This is a genomic window from Erwinia sp. AK-PDG3-5, from assembly GCF_056821705.1.
Genome location: NZ_CM165967.1, coordinates 678,811 through 696,159 on the forward strand (window position 1 = coordinate 678,811; position 17,349 = coordinate 696,159).

Genomic DNA, 17,349 nt, shown 5'->3' on the forward strand with positions numbered 1-17,349 from the left:
TCAGATGGTCGAGCCCATCGACAGGCGATAGTGCAAATCCACCCGCTCGATGGTGGGAAGGTTGTTGATCTTCTTAATCAAAATCTCGGTGGCGGTTTTGCCCATCTCGAAGCGCGGGGTGATCACGCTGGCCAGTTTCGGGGTTGTTACCTGACCGATCTCCAGCCCGTGGAAACCGGCAATCGCCATCTCCTGGGGCACGGCAATCCCGGCCGCCAGGCACTCCTGCAACACGCCTACCGCGAGGTCATCGTTGGTGCAGAGGATGCCGTCCATATCAGGATACATCTGACGCGCCATGGTCATCATTCCGGCCCCGGCAGAGACCGACGAAACCTTTTTCGGCGCGATGCGTCCGGTTGGCAGGCCCGCGTCTTCCAGCGCTTTGCAGTAGCCGGCGTAGCGCTGTTCATCGCGGATATCGGACATCGAACCGAAATAGATGATGCGCTTTTTGCCGCTGCCAATCAGCATGCTGGCCATATCAAACCCGGCCTGGACGTTATTGAATCCGACGTTGACGCGGCCTTTGGTGGTGGTCAATCCCATCACTTCCGCCACCGGAATGCCCGCCGCTTTCAGATACTTCTCGGCGCGCACGGTGTGGACCGATTCGGTCAGTAAGATTGCCTTAACATTGAAGGCCAGCACGGTGGCGATCTGCTCTTCCTCACGCTGGCTGTCGTAGTCGTAATTCACCACCAGCGTCTGATAGCCCTGCGCGGTGGTCACCGACTCCACGCCGGCCAGCAGGTCGGAGAAAATCTGGTTATTAAAGGAGGGGATCAGCACGCCGATGCGGGGAAGGGCGTTGCTGGCAATGGCGTGATTATCCGGGTCCGGCTCATAGCCCACCTCGGCAATCACGCTGGCAATCCGTTCGGCGGTGTCAGGTTTAACTTTTTCCGGCGTGCGGAGATAGCGGCTGACCGTCATTTTTGTTACACCCGCCAGAGTGGCAATATCATGTAACGTGATCCGTTGCATTTTCATCGTTGTTATCAGCCGACAGCCCTTCAATGCCTGCATTATGCCTGCTGCGACCCTTAAAGGAAATTGGATTAAAGTGCGGTTAATCCTGGTCTTACAACGCGCGTAGCGGGAAAAAGCCCGTCGCGATCACAGCAACGGTATCCTGGTTTCGTAACAGCGCTATAGGTGATCTGCATCACAGTTTAAAAGGGCTAAAAGCCGTGTGATAAGGCCCATACAGACTCACCTCGCGCGAGCCACTCACTGCCTGATGCAATGGAGCAGGAACAGATGAATTTATTCAGCTTAGAGAAAAAACGAATTTTAGTGACCGGTGCAGCGCAGGGCATCGGTTTTATTATGGCGCGCGGCCTGGCGCAGCACGGTGCGGAAATCATCATTAACGGCACCTCAGAAGAGCGCGCAGAGAATGCGGCGATGAAGCTGCGCGACGAAGGCTTTACCGCCCACACTGCGGTCTTCAACGTCGCGGACCCGCAAGGGGTTGAAGCGGGGATTGAAAAGATTGAGTCCACCATCGGGCCAATCGACGTGCTGTTTAATAATGCCGGCATCCAGCGCCGTCACCCGTTTACCGAGTTCCCGCTGGATGAGTGGAATGACATTATTGCCACCAACCAGACCGGGGTGTTCCTGGTGTCCCAGACCGTGGCGAAGCGCATGATCACCCGCAACGCGGGCAAAATCGTCAACATCTGTTCGATGCAGAGCGAACTGGGGCGCGACACCATCACCCCCTACGCCGCAGCGAAAGGCGCGGTGAAAATGCTGACGCGCGGCATGTGCGTGGAGCTGGCCCGCTATAACATTCAGGTCAACGGCATTGCGCCGGGCTATTTCGAGACGCCGATGACCAAAGCGCTGGTGGACAATCAGGAATTTACCGACTGGCTGTGCAAGCGCACCCCGGCTGCCCGTTGGGGCAATCCCGAAGAGTTGGTCGGCGCGGCGGTATTCCTGTCTTCAAAAGCGTCTGACTTTGTGAATGGGCATCTGCTGTTTGTTGATGGCGGCATGCTGGCAGCGGTCTAACCGGGAGGATCCGAAATGGCAGGTCAATGCATTATTGTGATGGGCGTCTCCGGCACCGGGAAATCCTCGGTGGGGACCGCGCTGGCAAACGCCTTACAGGCGAAATTTATCGACGGGGACGATCTGCATCCGCGGCAGAACATCACCAAGATGGCGTCCGGCCAGGCGTTGAACGACGACGATCGGTTGCCGTGGTTAGGGCGACTTTCAGACGTGATTTTCAGCCTTGAGCAGAAGAATGAGTCCGGTGTGCTGGTCTGTTCAGCGCTGAAAAAAAGCTACCGTGACCGGCTGCGTGAAGGCAATCAGAACGTGCATTTTATCTGGCTGAACGGCGATTACGACTGCGTGCTGGATCGCATGAAACGGCGCAAAGGGCACTTTATGCCGGAAGCCTTGCTCAAAAGCCAGTTCGCCGCGCTGGAAGCGCCCGGCGCAGAGGAGAGCGATGTGATCCCCGTGGATATCTCGCCAGCGCTGAGCACCATTGTCACCCGCTGTGTCAGCCTGTTGCAGCCAACGCCTGCGGCGCCCGCCATGGCATCCTTACAACCGGAGACCGAACAACGTTATGATCATTGATACCCTCGAACAGGCAGCAAAAAATCCGCTTTATCCCGCGGTGATCCGTAATACCCTGCAGGCCATCCAGGCGAACAATCCGCAGACGCAGGCGGTGGGAAAATACGCCATTCAGGGCGAGGCGATCTTCTACTCGGTGATGGAAAGCGAAACGCGCGATTTCAACGCGCAGCAGCCGGAGTTCCACCGTCAGTATATCGATATCCATCTGGTGCTGGCCGGGGAAGAGATCATCGGCGCAGGCCCGATCGGGCTGGATCTGGATCTGGTTGCTCCTTTTGAAGAGCAGAAGGATCTGGGCTTCTGCCACCGGATCGACAGCGAAACGCTGATCCACCTGCAACCCGGCGCGCTGGCGGTGATCTTCCCGCTGGAGCTGCATCGCCCAATGTGCACCTTCGGCGTTCCCTCTCCGCTGCGTAAGATCGTGGTGAAAATCGACAGCGCGCTGCTGGTGGATTAATCCCGATCCGGCTTGTGGATCTTGTTTAGAAAGCGCCTGAAATTGGAAGATCTCAGGCGCTTTTTAGGGCGGGGTTAGTAGCCAGGAACGGAGCGTGTCCCCCAGTTCTTTGTGCCATTTCTGTCTTCAGCCATAAGCTCATCATGGACAAAGTCAAGCACCCACGAACACTTCGCGGCCAGGTTATTAGCCTCATCCAACGCATGCTTCGTTGCGGCATAGAACAGGAGATAGGAGTGTTTGGATATATCAGGAATGCTGCCAAAACAGATATTATCCGTATCAAGATGTTCGACCTTTCCCCTTGGCGTCATCTTATCGATTGAGTTCAGGGCCTCCAGCATAGCCTGAGGATGACGGATTAACCCTCGCTGGGCCGCTTCAACCAGATCAGCGGTTTTTTCGTTATTAGATAACGCTCTGAACCAGGGCAGTATGGCTATCCATTCCGCATCGCCTTCAGCAACTTTAGTGGCAATAATGCTATGCCAGTCGGATTCGCTGACTTGAGCCTGAAAAGCGTTAACCCCATGCTCCTCAATCTGATGCTTTACCTCGGCAGGGCTCATCTCTGCACTGGCAAAGACTGAACATAAGAGTAACGTCAGAAGAGCTCTTTTCATGGCTGACCTTCCAGAACAACACCCCCCCTGATCGCTGAACCGCCATCATCCTTTAAACGCAAATAGACGGGTATTGCCATAAACATCTCCTTGTTTATTCCGTATACGGGCAAGGATGATGCTAAGGCTTTGTGTTTTGACATCCAACAGGGAAGTGCGGAAATTTGCGTGCGATAACGGAAATAGCATTCAGGCAGAGGGAGAGGTTAATTAGCGTCAGCGAAATAAATAAGATGGTGTTCGAATTAATTCTGAATTGTTAGCTCATTGCCAACAGTAAAATAGCTGGGGTTAATGAAATTAACCCCAGCCTCACGTTTATTTGCGTCGTGCCCGACGCCACAGCAGCACAATAATCAGCACAATCACAATGACCGCAATGCTGCCAGGGACGATCCACGGCTGCACTTCGGCCAGCAGCGGTGGATGGCCGCCCTTGCGCACCCAGGCAACATCGCCCGCGGTGACCGTACCTTCTGGATTGCCGTAGTGCTGACGGACAAAGTTGGTGATATCCGCCACCTGCTGATCGTTCAGCTTGTCGACATAGGACGGCGAGCTGAAGCCCGGCATTAGCACGTCGCCATCGGCAGTTTTGCGCTGCACACCAAACAGGATCGCCGAGATCAGGTTATTCGGATCGCGCAGCCCGGTGGCGGTGTTGTGGAACAGCGACGGATAGGCCTGATTCTTGCTGCCTGCACCATCCGGCTGGTGGCAGCTGGCGCAGTTCCCGCTAAACAAGGCGGCACCGGTAGTGAGCGAGTGGTTGGCATTATTCGGGTTGCGGCCACGAATGCTGTTTTCCACATCCATCGGCTTGCCGTAAGAGAAGGCAGCCTGAGTGTCGCCCTCGTCACGGATCGCCGGGGTGCTTTTCAGGTACACCGCAATGGCCTTCAGATCGCTGTCCGGCAGATACTGCAGGCTGTTTTCAACCGCTTCCGCCATGCCGCCTGCCGCCTGGTTTTTCCCTTCAGCGCGCCCGGTTTTCAGGTACTGCATCAGCTCCTGGTCGCTCCAGCCGCCAATGCCGCTGACCTTGTCGGAAGTGATGTTTGGCGCATACCAGCTGCCCAGCGGGCCGCCGGCGAGCGGTTTCGCACTGTCTTCCTGCATCAGCACACCGCGCGGCGTATGGCAGGTATTGCAGTGCGCCAGGCTGTTGACCAAATAGTTGCCGCGGTTCCACTCGGCGCTTTTGCTGCTGTCCGGCTCAAAACGTTTGGTGTTAGCAAACATCAGGTTCCAGAACTTCATGCTGAAGCGCAGGCTGAACGGGAACGGCAGGTTAGTCTGCTGATTCGTTTGATCGACCGGCTTCACGCCGTGCTCGAAGTAGTAATAAAGCGCGTGCAGATCCTGGTCGGTCATCTGGCTGTAGGAGGTATAGGGCATCGCCGGATAGAGCTGGGCGCCGTCAGCCCGCACGCCATCACGCACCGCAGCGGAGAATTCCGCTTCGGTATAATGACCAATGCCGTTTTCGGCTGGCGTGATGTTGGTGGAGTAAATCACCCCCATCGGCGAGGCGATGGCATAGCCGCCGGAAAAGGCGGTTTTGCTGCCGGGTGCGGTGTGGCACGCCTGACAGTCCGACGCGGAGGCAACCTGCTGGCCTTTATGCAGCAGGTTAACATCCAGATCTTCAGCAGAAGCGGCAAGGCTTACGCCAGCACCGCTCAGGGCCAGCAGCAGGGAAAGCAACGTCAGTTTTTTCATACCCGCCCCTTCATGCGCATCGCCATATCCTGTGCCGCTTTCAATGCCAGTGCGGCCATGGTCAGCGTACTGTTCACCACGCTGGCTGAAGGAATCGCTCCGCCGCCCGGCAGCCACAGATTCTCATGATCGAAGGCGCGACAGTTGCCATCCACCACCGCGTCTTTGGCATCTTTGCCCATGATCACGCCGCCCATAATATGATTGTTGGCGTTCAGCCCTTTGCTGATGTTGAACTCTTTGGCATCAAACAGCTGGCCGATATGCTCCAGTTGCGCGTGGGACGCTTCCGCGCCTTTACGCACGTAATCACCGACGTCGTAGTAAATATCCGGGCAGGGCAGGCCGTGCGGATCCAGGCGGGTTTTGCTCAGCGTCAGGCGATTTTCCGGATCCGGCAGCGGCTCAAGGCTGATCGACAGATCGACGCTGTGCACGGCGCGATAGCGGATCTCTTGGTCCAGCGCCTTGCCGACCAGGCCTTTTGCCAGCGCCTGGGTGGTGGCAGCAACCACGCGCGAGATGTTATTGAGGATCACTTTGTTGGCGGAGTAGTCGCGGCGAAACTCGCCATCGCGATAGCCGACCATACAGCTACTCTGCGCCGGGCCACGACCCAGCCAGACCGGTTCTTTGGTCAGGAACGAGCAGTGGAAACCGGAGTGGTCCATCATATTGCGGCCGACCATATCAGAGCTGTTAGCGATGCCGGTTGGGTTGGCGTCGTTGGCCGCCATCAGCAGCAGGCGTGGCGTTTCGATACCGTTACAGGCCAGCGCGAAGGCCTTTCCGGTGGCTTTATGTGATGCGCCAGAACTGTCTTTCCAGTGGACGGCGGTGATGCGGTTGTTATTGTCGGTGTCCATTTTGTAAACCACCGCTTCCGCCAGTACCACCGCACCCGCGCGCTCGGCACGTTCGATATGGTGGATGCCGTTATACATCGCGCCAATCGGGCAGATTGGCTGGCAGTTATTGTTACCGCAGCAGGTCGGGCGACCTTCCCACGGGCGGGTACTGCGGCCCTGCGGGATCGGCACCAGGTTGTAGCCGTGCGGGTTGACCACGCTGGCGAAATAGCTGTCGCCATGGGCAAACGGCACCATATCCATTGGATAAGGCTGGCTGCGCTGGGAAGGTGACTGTCGGGCCGGATCGTGCGGGCCCGCCACGCCAATTTCGTTTTCGGCTTTGCAGTACCACGGCTCTAGTTCGTCATAAGAGATTGGCCAGTCACGCCCGACGCCGTATTTCGACTGCATGACAAAGTCGCTGGGATCGTGACGCCAGCAGGACGCCGCCCAGTGCCAGGTGGTGCCACCGACGGTACGCAGGTAACCCTGCTGAAAACTGGAGGCGTTCGGGCCGGTCACGTTAACGTAGTTATTCGGTGGGAAGTAGAGCGGGGCAGGCGCGAATTTCGACTGCGGGTACAGTCCCTGGAAATCCGATCCGGCACGGTTGGCGAACGGCATATTGCGCCAGTTCTCGACCGCCTGAGAACGCTCAATGCGCAGGCCGGCTTCCAGCACCAGCACGGAGTACCCCTGGCTGACCAATTCATTGGCAATCATGCCACCGACAACACCTGAGCCCACGATCACAATATCCGCACTGGCATCGCCTTGCGCAGTAAAAACGGGTTGTTTGTTCATTTTTATCTTATTTTTTAATGTGTTGAATTACAGACTGGCGATCAAACCGTCGTTTTCATCCGGGACGGGTGCGGTCCACCAGATCGGGCCATTGCCGCAGTAGGTTGGCACCACCAGGCCATCGCTGACCGGGGCATACATCAGCGCCTGCTTATAGGCGACCAGCGTGCCGTGATAGTCGCTGCCGACGGTGCCGGTGTACCAGGCGGTAACGATCTGATAGAGGAAGTCTTTCAGTCCGGCCTGAGTGGCTTTGTCCATCAGCTGTTGCGCGCTGTCGCCGGCGGTCAGCAACTGCGCCAGGCGGGTGACCCTGGCGGTAAACTGCCTGTCGCGGCGGGCAAAGGCGTCGTAGAAACGCGCGGCCAGGCCACTGTCGATCTGCTTATGCTCGGTGATGGCCTGCGAGACGGTAATAAAGTTTTTAACCGGATCGCTGGCGCTGACCAGGCCTGCCGAAAACGCCCGGCCCGGCCCGACGAACAGCGCCGCCGATAAGGTCAGATTGACGGCAGCGCGCAGGAACTCACGACGATTGGAACCGGTTCCATTTTTGAGCGGAACCCTAGAACGATCGGTTTTTGGCTGGTGCATGGTATCCCTGGAAAACGAAAGTGAGCGAGAAATGAGACTTAAGTCGCAAATCTTACTGGGATGCCCCTGTTTTGTTAATGGGATATTGCAGGAATTTATCGAAGTGTGACGATTTCAGCTCTAAATGATAATTTTGTTTAAATATTAACACCCGATCGCCAGACGAGAATCGCCCCCCGTTCTCTCGTCTCATCAGGCGTAATTGACGAAGGCGCAACCTCGCTATCCGGTTACGCCTGACCCTTAAAACCGCTCTGCGCGGAATGCCGCCAGCATCGGATGTTTCTCCCCACTGACAATTTCCCCGGCCAGCAGCTCGCCAACAATCAGCCCCAGCGTGGCGCCTGAATGGGTGAAGGCGACATAGCAGCCCGGCACTTTTTCCAGTTCACCCAGCACCGGATCGCCATCGCCCGGAATTGGCTTCAGACCAGCCTTCCAGCCGGCGGCTTGCAGCGGCGGATGCCCGGCCAGCAGCTTCGTGGTCTCCGCCATCAGCTCGGTGACCACCGCCTGCGGGATCTGATAGTTGCCTGCGGCATCCTGGGTAAACTGCGCTTCATACCAGTCATGATCCATCACTAACGTACTGCCCGGATTGGGCCGCACCGCCGATCTTGGCGTATTCAGCACGGCTTTCAGACCGTGATCGACCGGTTCGCTGGTCACCAGCATCGACACGGGCGAACCGTTGGGAATGGTCACGCCCAGCGGCTTCACCACATCAGGGGTATAGGGTCCGCAGGCCACCACCACCACTTCGGCTGCAAACTCACCGGCCGCATGGGTGGAAACGCCGGTGGCGCGTCCTGCGCTGTCGGTTTGCACCGTGGCTTTCCCGGCCTGCTCAACCAGCTTGCCGCCCGCGGCCTTGAACTCGGCCAGCAGCTGGCTAATCAGCGGCGGCAGGCTGACCCAGCCCTCTCCGGGATTGAAGATGGCGGTGGCGGCCATAGCCCCGGTGGCGATATTCGGCGTAAAGCGGTCAACGGTGTCGGGCCTAACCAGCACCGAGGCATAGCCGTGGGCGGCTTCATAGGCATGACGCGCCAGGCTGCCGGCCTCATCGTTTTTACTCCAGCACAGGCCGCCGTCGAAACGCAGCCAGTCGACGTCGGGCTGCCGGGAAAACAGCGTGCGATAACGGTCGATCCCGGCCATGCGCAGATTATGGTAGGCAAGCGAGCGCTCACCCGCAGAATTCAGCCAGGCCAGAGAGCGGCCGGACGCGCCGGAGGCGGGCTCAGCCTCGGTAATCAGCGTGACCTGTGCGCCAAAGCGCTGCAAATGGGTGGCGATGGAAACACCGATAATGCCGCCGCCAATCACGGCAACGGTCTTGCTAGAAGCGGTTACAGCCATATAACAAATTCCTTATCAGTCAGACAGAGTAAGAGGCGGTCAACGGCCAACAGGGGCGTTACAGCACTTCCGAAAGAAACTGGCGCAAACGGGCCGATTGCGGCCGGTCAAAGATCTGCTCCGGCGTGCCGCTTTCGACGATTTCACCTTCATCCATAAACACCACCTGGTCGGCAACCTTGCGGGCAAAGCCCATTTCATGGGTCACCACCACCATGGTCATGCCGCGCGTGCACAGGTCGGCCATCAGCGTCAGCACCCCTTTCACCAGCTCTGGATCGAGGGCAGAGGTCGCCTCATCAAACAGCATCACCTGCGGATCCATCGCCAGCGCCCGGGCAATCGCCACGCGCTGCTGCTGGCCGCCGGACAGATCGCGCGGGCGGTGGTCGGCACGGGTGGTCAGGCCCACTTCATTCAGCCGATCGGCCGCCAGCTTAAAGGCCTGCTTCTTTGGCAATCCTTTGATTTTCCACGGGGCCAGCGCGACGTTCTGCAAGGCGCTGTGGTCCGGGAACAGATTGAAGTGCTGGAACACCATGCCAATGCGCAGCCGCAGCGCGTCGGGGTTCTCTTTCAACACTGAACGGCCAGCCAGCAACACATCGCCGGATTTCGGCTCGTGCAGCCGGTTGATGCCGCGCAGCAGGGTCGATTTTCCCGAGCCGGACGGGCCAATAATGCAGGTGGTGGTGCCCGGTGCGACGCTGATCGACACCTTGCGCAGCACCTCAATCTCACCGTAGGCCAGCGTCAGATCGCGCAGCTCGAGGCTGGCGCCGTGAAACGCGCGCTCGTCGATCGGCGCTGAGGGGGAAGTCTGAATCAGCATCTTATTGTCCTCTGTCGGGCGTCAGCTGCGACGCAGGATGGGTGGCAAGCGCGTTGCGTTGCTGCACTTCGTCCACTTCTTTCAGCCCGCTTTGTGGCGCGGTGGCTTTGCGGCGTCCGGTGCGGTAACGGGCATCGACATAGTTCACCAGATGGGTCATCGGCACGGTGATCATCAGGTAGAACAGCCCGGCCAGCATCAGCGGTGACAGGTTGCCGGTCAGCACTGCCGCATCCTGGCCGACGCGGAACAGCTCGCGTTCGTTGACCATCAGCCCAAGCAGATACACCAGCGAAGAGTCTTTGATGATGGCAATAAACTGATTCACCACCGCCGGTAACACGCGACGGATGCCCTGCGGAATGATGATCAGGGCCATGGCGCGGGCGTAGCTCATGCCCAGCGCGCGGCAGGCCTCCAGCTGGCCGCGTTCCACGCTTTGGATCCCCGCGCGGAAAATCTCGCCCATATAGGCGCTGGCAATCAGGCTCAGGGCGAAAATCCCCAGCGGATAGGGGCTGGGGCCAAAAATCTGATAGCTGAAGCGGGCGAAGCCCTGGCCGATCAGCAGGATGGTGAGGATCGCCGGCAAACCGCGGAACAGGTCGGTATAGAGGCGGGCAGGAATGCGCAGCCAGCGGGAGGGCGATATGCCCATCAGCGCCAGCAGCAGGCCGATGGAGGTGCCCAGCACGGTGGCGCAGAGTGAGATGATCAGCGTGTTGATCAGCCCGGTGCCGAGCAGCTGCGGCAGAACCTGTAACATCGACGGAAAGTCGAAAAACGTTTTCCTCAGGATCTCGAAAATATCCATAGCAAGGACTCACTTTCTTTAGGCGGCGCGAAGGTCACGCCGCCGGGTAGAGGGGCGCGTTTTCAGGACTGGCTGGTCTGGTCAGCGGCAGGGAGATACTGTTTCGGCATCGGTGAGCCGGGGAACCACTTCTGGTACAGGCGTTTCCAGGTACCATCTTCCATCGCCGATTTAATCGCTTTATCCAGCGCGGTTTTGAACGCCATCTTGTTTTTGGCGATGGCAAAACCGGCCGGCGCGTCAAACGACGGAATGTCTGCGGCATGGATCAGGTCATAACGGTCGGCGTAGGTTTTGGCCGACTCATAATCAAGGAACACCGCATCCACCGTGCCGTTGTTCATCGCCGAGATCGCCGCGTTGTTGTCCGGGAAGCGCACCAGGTCGGTCTGTTTAAAGTGATCGACCGCATAAGATTCCTGCAGGGTGCCCTGGATCACCGCCAGCCGGTGTTTGGCCAGCGTATCGACGTTCTTCACCCCAGAGGTTTTGTTGGTCAGCACCGTCAGGTAACCCGCCAGATAGCCGGAGGAAAAGTCCACCGTCTGCTCGCGCGCTTTGGTGATGCCAATCGCCGCCACGCCGGCGTCGTACTGACCATTGGCCACCGCCGGCAAAATCCCGGCAAAGTCCTGGCCGATAAAGTCCACGTTGTTGATGCCGATGCGGTGCGCCACGTCGGTAAAGAACTCGACGTCGAAGCCGGTGAACTGGCCGTTGGCATCGGTGAAGGTATAGGGTTTGGCATCGCCAAGGCTGGCGACGCGCAGGTGGCCGGGCTCAATCAAACCATAGGGATTGTCATTACTGGCCGCCGAAGCAGCGCTGGTGAATAAAGAGACCGCAGCAAGAAGGGAAGCGGCCAGAGCGATCAGGGGCTTATGCGATTTCATAGTCAGTCCGTTTTTGTTGTGGATAACATCAACGACTATTGAGAGCGGATCGGTATTTTAGTATGAGACCGGTCTCAATGCAGGTGGCTGAAAGACGACAGGGTGGTTGTGAGACCGGTCTCAAGTCAGCTATAGTGATAGTAGACACAGCCGGTAAAAGCCGTCAATCTTCATTCACTCAAGGTGTGATTCGAAATTATTATGACCAGAACAGCAGCACGGGCCAAAGCCCCGACCGTCGCCGATGTGGCCCGCGAAGCCAACGTGTCGAAAGCGCAGGCCGCCCGCGCGTTGGGAGGCTATGGCGCAGTGAGTGAAGAAGTGGCCACCCGCGTGACCGATGCCGCCGGTCGCTTAGGCTATCGGCCCAACGAGCTGGCGCGCAGCATGAACACCGGACGCTCGAACACGCTGGGGGTGATTGTCGGCGATATCGAAAATCCGCACTTTGGCCTGGCGCTGCGCGGCATCTCCGACGTGGCGCGCCAGGCAGGATACCATGTGATCCTCAGCAACAGCGATGAGCAGGTCGACATTGAACAGGAAGCGGTGCGGGTGATGCTGGATAAGCGCGTGGACGGCATTATCGTGGCGCCCTGTAGCTCGGCGGCCGGACACAACCCGCATCTGGCGCAGATTCTGGCGGATGGCTGTGCGCTGACCCTGTTCGATCGGGGCGTTTACGATCTGGATGTGGAGGTGATCGGCGTGGACTTTACGCCTGCGGCGCAGGAAGCCACCCAGCAGCTGCTGGAGCTGGGTCACCGGCGGATTGCCTATGTCACCAGCATGCAGTGCGAGGGCGGCTATCAGCAGCCGGAGGATCTGGGGCTGACCCCGGTGGCGCAGCGTGTGACGGGCATGGAACAGGCGTTTGTGCAGGCGGGCGTGACCTTCCTGCCGGAGATGATTAAAACCGATGCGATTGATGATGCGGCGATCGGCAAGATTGTCGCAGAACTGTTTGAGGATGGCCCGCCGCCGTCGGCGATTGTCGCCTCAGACAGCCTGATTGCCCAGTCGCTGATGCGTGAATTCGCCCTGCGCGGGCTGCGGATCCCGCAGGATTTGTCGTTTGTGATGTATGACAATTTCCCGTGGACGGAAATCGTTTCACCGCCGCTGTCGGTGATTGAGCAGCCGGTGTATGAGATGGGCCGGGAAGCGGCCCGCCGCGTGATTTCACAAATCCGTGGCGATGATGCCGGCGCCCAGCCCAGTTTCACTCCCCGTTTTATCCGCCGGGGTTCGGTTGGTCCGGTCAGTACAGCTGGCGATACAGCTCGGTAATATCGGCCAGCGTGGCGTCGCGCGGGTTGCCGCCGGTGCAGACATCGTCCAGTGCCGCCTGCGCCAGCGCGGCAATGTCTTCTTCTTTCATGCCAACATCGCGCAGCCTGGCGGGGATGCCGACGTCGGCGGACAGCTGTTTCACCGCGTCGACCGCGGCCACCCGCACTTCGCTCAGGCTTAAACCGCAGACTCTAGGGACGTTCATCGCCCGGGCAATATCACGGTATTTTTCGCCGGTATAGTCGGCATTCCATGCCATCACGTGCGGCAGGATAATGGCGTTGGCCACGCCGTGCGGCACGTTGTAAAACGCCCCCAGCGGGTGCGCCATGCCGTGAACCAGCCCCAGCCCGACGTTAGAAAAGCCCATGCCGGCGATATACTGGCCCAGCGCCATATCTTCCACCCCTTTGGCATCGCCGGCCACCGACGCGCGCAGTGAGCGGCTGATAATCTGCATCGCTTTCAGGTGCAGCGCATCGGTTAACTCCCACGCGCCTTTGGTGGTGAAGCCTTCAATCGCATGGGTCAGGGCATCAATGCCGGTGGCCGCTTTCAGCGAGGGTGGCATACTGGCCATCATTTCGGCATCGACGATCGCCAACACCGGAATATCGTGCGGATCGATGCAGACGAATTTGCGGCGGTTCTCTTCGTCGGTGATGACATAGTTGATGGTGACTTCGGCGGCGGTGCCGGCGGTGGTGGGAACAGCAATAATTGGTACTGACGGGTTGCGGGTGTCGGCGAAGCCTTCAAGGCTGCGCACGTCGGCAAATTCCGGGTTGTTGATAATGATGCCGATGGCTTTTGCCGTATCCTGCGGGGAACCGCCGCCGATGGCGATCAGGTAGTCAGCGCCGGCAGTTTTGAACAGCTCGACGCCTTGCTGCACCACGCCGATGGTCGGGTTCGGCACCACCTCGTCATAAATCATATAGGGCAGATGGTGGCGGTCGAGCAGCGCGGTGACTTTCTCCACCACGCCGGCTTTCATCAGCGCCTTATCGGTTACCAGCAACGCTTTAGTAAAGTGGCGTTTGTTCACTTCACTGACGATTTGCGCAATCGATCCCGCACCAAACCAGGCTGTTTCATTCAATACCATTCTGTGTTGCATATCGGCTCCTGCCTTGAAGGTTTTTATTATTACTCGAGAGGTCGGGGGGAAATATGCGCAGGAAATAGCCGGCGGGGTATTGATGGAGATCAGTCCAGGGCGAGTTTTCTCGCCCTGGTGAGGTTAACGCGGCGGATTAATTGTGGGCGTATTTGCCGGACGGTTTTTCGTCAGTGTCGGTGGAAATTTCTTCGTCATCGGTAATGTCGGGCACCGACAGGCTGGCCGCTACGCCCCAGTAGTAACAAACCAGTGAGGCGAGGGTCACCAGGATCATATCGGTCGGCGACGCTATCGCATTGATGCCGCCAAAGGTGCCGAGATACGACAGGATCAGCACCAGCAGATAGTAGACCAGCAACCACCAGGCGCATTTCAGATCGCGGGCTGAGGTGTCCGATTTCTTACCGAATACCGCATAGCCCACCCACGCCAGCACCAGAATCGGGATCAGGATTTCGTTGACCGACCAGCCGCTCCAGTAGATCAGCAGCGTACTGGCGACAAACGCCAGCGGGCTGAGGATGGCGGCAACCGGCAGGCGGAACGGACGGGGCATATCCGGCAGATGACGACGGAATGCGCCCAGGGTGATTGGGCCTGGCATATAGGTGAAAACGGTGGCCGAGGTAACGGCACCAATCAATCCGCCCCATACCTGAAACTCCGACGGCAGCGTCCAGGCAATCGACAGGATCAGTGATAACCATAACGCGCCGCGCGGTACGCCGGATTTGGCATCCACTTCACCAAAGATTTTAAACAGGTGGCCGTTACGCGCCCAGGCAAACAGCACGCGGCTGGCCCCGGCGAGGTAAATATTGCCGGTCCCGGCAGGAGAAATCACCGCATCGACGAGGATCAGGTTAATCAGCCAGGTGATCCCCAGGCTGCGTGCCAGATCGGCATACGGCGACTGAAATACCTGCTTCAACCCATCCCAGCCGTGCGCCGACAGCGCTTCGGACGGCACCGCACCCATAAACGCATATTGCAGGGCGATATAGATCACGAAGCTCACCGCGATGGCGATGATGATCGACAGCGGCACGTTGCGCTGAGGATTTTTTGCCTCGCTGGCAAAGTCCACCGCCTGGCGGAAACCGAGGTAAGCAAACACGATTCCTGCCCCGGTCAGCGAGGTGAAGATGCCGTGCGCCCCGCCCGGTGGCGGTGGTGGCACATCGAGGTTTGCGCCGTGGTAATACATAAACAGCGTGCCGATAGTCAGCAGCGGCACGATGAATTTGAAGGTGGTGACGATGGTATTCACCCGGCCGAAGAAGCTGACGCTCCAGTAGTTCAGCAGGAAGAAGCCGACCAGCAGCAGGATCTGCACCGCGAAGCCCAGCGCCGTCGGGCCGCCCGCGCTGTTACTGACCGCTGGCCACCAGTACTGGGCATACTGACGCACCGCTTCCACTTCCACCCCGGCGGTGCTGGTGTAGGCCAGCAACGAACTGACGCCAATAACAAAGCCGACCACGTTGCCGTGTGAGAAGTTGGGGTAACGCACAAAGCCACCGGCGCGCGGAATGGCGGCAGAAAGCTCGGCAAACACCAGGCCAATCATCAGCACGATAATCGCCCCCAGAATCCACGCCCATCCAGTCTGTGCCCCGGCATAACCGGAGCTGGTCAGCGCCGCATACAGCCAGCCGGAGCCGATCATCGACCCGATCCCCAACAGGCTGAGATCAACCAACCCTAACTTTTGTTTGAATGCAGCCTTCGCCATAGGAACCTCATGATGTGATGTCGCGAGTTATTCGTTAACTCTTAATATTTTGGGTAATACGGTAAAAGGGGGATGTAGCATATTACGTGCCAGTAAAAATAACGGCGCGTGACGTTATTAATATTCCGGCGAGTTTCTCATGGAATAAGGGCGTAATACGGGCGGAATAAGGGTGGGGGGCGTTTAATACATTCACGAAGAAAAAAGCAGTGAGCGTCAGCAGTGCGCTGCGCACCCGGATGATCCATTATATAAACTTTATAATGGATAGTTACATCCTGATATATCGGCGATCTATTCCCGGCCGGTTTTATACGTCCGCCGGGAATAATCGTTTATTAGTTCGACATAATGCTGGCGGCTAATTGTGCACTGTCAGGCGTATTGCCGATTAATTCGGTCAGCAGATTATTCACTCCATCGCTCATCGGCGTGAAGTGCGTTTGCGCCGAGCGGGTCACCACAATAAACACACCAACGCTGTACTGCGGCACCATCGCCATATAGGTAATAAAGCCACCGCCACCGCCGGTTTTCTGGATGATGCCGGGACGGCCGCCCTGAGGCGCCATATATACCCAACCCATGCCCAGCGCCGTGGCTTTGCCCGGTACATCCATGCCGATGACTCTGCTTAACTGGTCGCGCTGATAAATCATGGTCTGAATGCGGTCGGCCTGCGGGGTGCGCGGATGCACGTCGGAGGAAAGGAACTGCTGCATCCAGCGGCCCATATCATCCGGCGTGGAGTAAATGCCGCCGCTGCCGATTGCCGCCAGCGTATTCATGCACGGGCTGGCGCCTTTCGCGGCCACCATCAGGCGACGACACTGGTCCGGTGACGGCGTAAAGGTGGTGTCCTTCATACCCAGCGGACGGGTAATTTCACGCTGAAGCAGCGCCGGATAGGGCACGCCGGAGGCTTTAGACAGCGCATCGCCCAGCAGATCGAAGGCCAGGTTAGAGTAGGCTGCCTGGCTGCCCGGCGCGGCTTTCAGCTGGGCATTGTCCAGCCAGTTCCAGCGCTGAGCGTGCGTCGGCCAGACAAACACCGGACGCTGCGCCTTGCCGCCAGGCTGTTCGCGAGGCAGGCCGCTGGTGTGCGTCGCCAGGTTGATCAGGCGGATGGTTTGCCCGGCGTAACTCGGCACGCTGCTGCCGGCAGGGGCATATTTGCTTAACGGATCGTCAAGGCGAACCACGCCCTGTTCAGAGAGCTTCACCAGCAGTTCGCTGGTCAGCAGTTTGGTCAGCGAGGCAATGCGGATCACCGAGTCTTTCTGCGGGCGCACGTTGCTGCCTGGACGGACATAACCCTGGCTGGCAAAAACGCGCTGGTTGGCATCAATTGCCACCATCGCCATGCCGGTTGCCTTGGTGTTGTAGAAGATGTTCTGCGCGTAGCGGTCAACAATTTGGGACGCAAGAAGCGGGTCGGGGCTGGTTCTCGCTGCCATGCCGCTAAGCGGAAGGGCAACAAGCATTAGTGCCAGCAAACGGTGAAGAAGGGGTTTCAACGTGCGGTCATCCATCTGAGTCAGGCTTAAGAGAAACCTTATAGTAATCTGTTTTAACCCGGCTTAAAAAGCCGTCAGCGTGCTTTTATCAGCGACTTTCGCCACAAATTTGTATC

The 17,349-nt window shown here is 58.3% G+C and carries 16 protein-coding genes; 4 read left to right on the top strand and 12 right to left on the bottom strand.

Annotated features, from left to right (window positions below; genetic code table 11):
- A complete protein-coding gene (locus AC1UKS_RS03160) occupies window positions 1–993 on the bottom strand; it encodes a LacI family DNA-binding transcriptional regulator (RefSeq protein ID WP_482435677.1) in 993 nt (330 codons plus the stop codon).
- Between the two features lie 270 nt (window positions 994–1,263).
- On the opposite strand from AC1UKS_RS03160, the gene idnO reads away from it, so the two are divergent.
- Genes idnO through AC1UKS_RS03175 form a run of 3 tightly spaced genes read left to right on the top strand, consistent with a single transcriptional unit; the run spans window position 1,264 to window position 3,070 of the window.
- Entirely contained in the window at window positions 1,264–2,025 is a 762-nt protein-coding gene (idnO, locus tag AC1UKS_RS03165) for a gluconate 5-dehydrogenase (protein ID WP_482435679.1), read from the top strand.
- Between the two features lie 15 nt (window positions 2,026–2,040).
- Window positions 2,041–2,607 carry a gluconokinase gene (locus AC1UKS_RS03170; protein ID WP_482435680.1) on the top strand — a complete coding sequence of 189 codons (567 nt, stop codon included), beginning with the start codon at window positions 2,041–2,043 and terminating at the stop codon, window positions 2,605–2,607.
- Window positions 2,597–3,070 (top strand): NanQ anomerase/TabA/YiaL family protein, encoded by a 474-nt coding sequence (locus AC1UKS_RS03175; protein WP_482435681.1) that lies wholly within the window; start codon window positions 2,597–2,599, stop codon window positions 3,068–3,070. The genes AC1UKS_RS03170 and AC1UKS_RS03175 overlap by 11 nt, the downstream gene beginning before the upstream one ends.
- Before the next feature lie 74 nt (window positions 3,071–3,144).
- Here the strand turns inward: AC1UKS_RS03175 and AC1UKS_RS03180 are convergent, their stop codons facing one another.
- The 8 genes from AC1UKS_RS03180 to AC1UKS_RS03215 form a co-directional block, all read right to left on the bottom strand.
- Window positions 3,145–3,693 (bottom strand): hypothetical protein, encoded by a 549-nt coding sequence (locus AC1UKS_RS03180; RefSeq protein ID WP_482435682.1) that lies wholly within the window; start codon window positions 3,691–3,693, stop codon window positions 3,145–3,147.
- 318 nt (window positions 3,694–4,011) lie between these two features.
- Window positions 4,012–5,415, bottom strand: a complete 1,404-nt coding sequence (locus AC1UKS_RS03185) for a c-type cytochrome (RefSeq protein WP_482435683.1) — start codon at window positions 5,413–5,415, stop codon at window positions 4,012–4,014.
- Window positions 5,412–7,070: a GMC family oxidoreductase gene (locus AC1UKS_RS03190; protein WP_482435684.1), complete on the bottom strand. Its 1,659-nt coding sequence runs from the start codon at window positions 7,068–7,070 to the stop codon at window positions 5,412–5,414. The genes AC1UKS_RS03185 and AC1UKS_RS03190 overlap by 4 nt, the downstream gene beginning before the upstream one ends.
- Window positions 7,071–7,097: 27 nt before the next feature.
- A complete protein-coding gene (locus AC1UKS_RS03195; protein ID WP_482435686.1) occupies window positions 7,098–7,664 on the bottom strand; it encodes a sugar dehydrogenase complex small subunit in 567 nt (188 codons plus the stop codon).
- A gap of 243 nt (window positions 7,665–7,907) precedes the next feature.
- Window positions 7,908–9,026, bottom strand: a complete 1,119-nt coding sequence (locus tag AC1UKS_RS03200) for an NAD(P)/FAD-dependent oxidoreductase (RefSeq protein ID WP_482435687.1) — start codon at window positions 9,024–9,026, stop codon at window positions 7,908–7,910.
- Window positions 9,027–9,084: 58 nt separating this feature from the next.
- Complete coding sequence (locus AC1UKS_RS03205; RefSeq protein ID WP_482435688.1) at window positions 9,085–9,858, bottom strand: amino acid ABC transporter ATP-binding protein; 774 nt, start codon at window positions 9,856–9,858, stop codon at window positions 9,085–9,087.
- A 1-nt stretch (window position 9,859) separates the two neighbouring features.
- Window positions 9,860–10,672 carry an amino acid ABC transporter permease gene (locus AC1UKS_RS03210; RefSeq protein WP_482435690.1) on the bottom strand — a complete coding sequence of 271 codons (813 nt, stop codon included), beginning with the start codon at window positions 10,670–10,672 and terminating at the stop codon, window positions 9,860–9,862.
- Between the two features lie 62 nt (window positions 10,673–10,734).
- Entirely contained in the window at window positions 10,735–11,565 is an 831-nt protein-coding gene (locus AC1UKS_RS03215) for an ABC transporter substrate-binding protein (protein ID WP_265909669.1), read from the bottom strand.
- A gap of 201 nt (window positions 11,566–11,766) precedes the next feature.
- Between AC1UKS_RS03215 and AC1UKS_RS03220 the strand changes: the two genes are divergently transcribed.
- Window positions 11,767–12,855 carry a LacI family DNA-binding transcriptional regulator gene (locus AC1UKS_RS03220; protein WP_482435691.1) on the top strand — a complete coding sequence of 363 codons (1,089 nt, stop codon included), beginning with the start codon at window positions 11,767–11,769 and terminating at the stop codon, window positions 12,853–12,855.
- Here AC1UKS_RS03220 and fucO read toward each other — a convergent pair.
- From fucO to ampH, 3 genes are all read right to left on the bottom strand, one after another.
- Entirely contained in the window at window positions 12,827–13,978 is a 1,152-nt protein-coding gene (gene fucO / locus AC1UKS_RS03225; protein WP_482435692.1) for a lactaldehyde reductase, read from the bottom strand. The genes AC1UKS_RS03220 and fucO overlap by 29 nt on opposite strands.
- A gap of 136 nt (window positions 13,979–14,114) precedes the next feature.
- Window positions 14,115–15,716, bottom strand: a complete 1,602-nt coding sequence (locus AC1UKS_RS03230) for an APC family permease (RefSeq protein WP_482435693.1) — start codon at window positions 15,714–15,716, stop codon at window positions 14,115–14,117.
- Window positions 15,717–16,054: 338 nt separating this feature from the next.
- The gene (gene ampH, locus AC1UKS_RS03235; protein ID WP_265909664.1) at window positions 16,055–17,248 is read right to left on the bottom strand and encodes a D-alanyl-D-alanine-carboxypeptidase/endopeptidase AmpH; all 1,194 of its coding nucleotides are present in this window, start codon (window positions 17,246–17,248) and stop codon (window positions 16,055–16,057) included.
- Window positions 17,249–17,349 lie beyond the last annotated feature (101 nt).

What these genes read in the sequence shown, in the direction of transcription:
- AC1UKS_RS03160 (WP_482435677.1), bottom strand. Translation starts at nt 993, where the DNA reads ATGAAAATGCAACGGATCACGTTACATGATATTGCCACTCTGGCGGGT.
- idnO (WP_482435679.1), top strand. Translation starts at nt 1,264, where the DNA reads ATGAATTTATTCAGCTTAGAGAAAAAACGAATTTTAGTGACCGGTGCA.
- AC1UKS_RS03170 (WP_482435680.1), top strand. Translation starts at nt 2,041, where the DNA reads ATGGCAGGTCAATGCATTATTGTGATGGGCGTCTCCGGCACCGGGAAA.
- AC1UKS_RS03175 (WP_482435681.1), top strand. Translation starts at nt 2,597, where the DNA reads ATGATCATTGATACCCTCGAACAGGCAGCAAAAAATCCGCTTTATCCC.
- AC1UKS_RS03180 (WP_482435682.1), bottom strand. Translation starts at nt 3,693, where the DNA reads ATGAAAAGAGCTCTTCTGACGTTACTCTTATGTTCAGTCTTTGCCAGT.
- AC1UKS_RS03185 (WP_482435683.1), bottom strand. Translation starts at nt 5,415, where the DNA reads ATGAAAAAACTGACGTTGCTTTCCCTGCTGCTGGCCCTGAGCGGTGCT.
- AC1UKS_RS03190 (WP_482435684.1), bottom strand. Translation starts at nt 7,070, where the DNA reads ATGAACAAACAACCCGTTTTTACTGCGCAAGGCGATGCCAGTGCGGAT.
- AC1UKS_RS03195 (WP_482435686.1), bottom strand. Translation starts at nt 7,664, where the DNA reads ATGCACCAGCCAAAAACCGATCGTTCTAGGGTTCCGCTCAAAAATGGA.
- AC1UKS_RS03200 (WP_482435687.1), bottom strand. Translation starts at nt 9,026, where the DNA reads ATGGCTGTAACCGCTTCTAGCAAGACCGTTGCCGTGATTGGCGGCGGC.
- AC1UKS_RS03205 (WP_482435688.1), bottom strand. Translation starts at nt 9,858, where the DNA reads ATGCTGATTCAGACTTCCCCCTCAGCGCCGATCGACGAGCGCGCGTTT.
- AC1UKS_RS03210 (WP_482435690.1), bottom strand. Translation starts at nt 10,672, where the DNA reads ATGGATATTTTCGAGATCCTGAGGAAAACGTTTTTCGACTTTCCGTCG.
- AC1UKS_RS03215 (WP_265909669.1), bottom strand. Translation starts at nt 11,565, where the DNA reads ATGAAATCGCATAAGCCCCTGATCGCTCTGGCCGCTTCCCTTCTTGCT.
- AC1UKS_RS03220 (WP_482435691.1), top strand. Translation starts at nt 11,767, where the DNA reads ATGACCAGAACAGCAGCACGGGCCAAAGCCCCGACCGTCGCCGATGTG.
- fucO (WP_482435692.1), bottom strand. Translation starts at nt 13,978, where the DNA reads ATGCAACACAGAATGGTATTGAATGAAACAGCCTGGTTTGGTGCGGGA.
- AC1UKS_RS03230 (WP_482435693.1), bottom strand. Translation starts at nt 15,716, where the DNA reads ATGGCGAAGGCTGCATTCAAACAAAAGTTAGGGTTGGTTGATCTCAGC.
- ampH (WP_265909664.1), bottom strand. Translation starts at nt 17,248, where the DNA reads ATGGATGACCGCACGTTGAAACCCCTTCTTCACCGTTTGCTGGCACTA.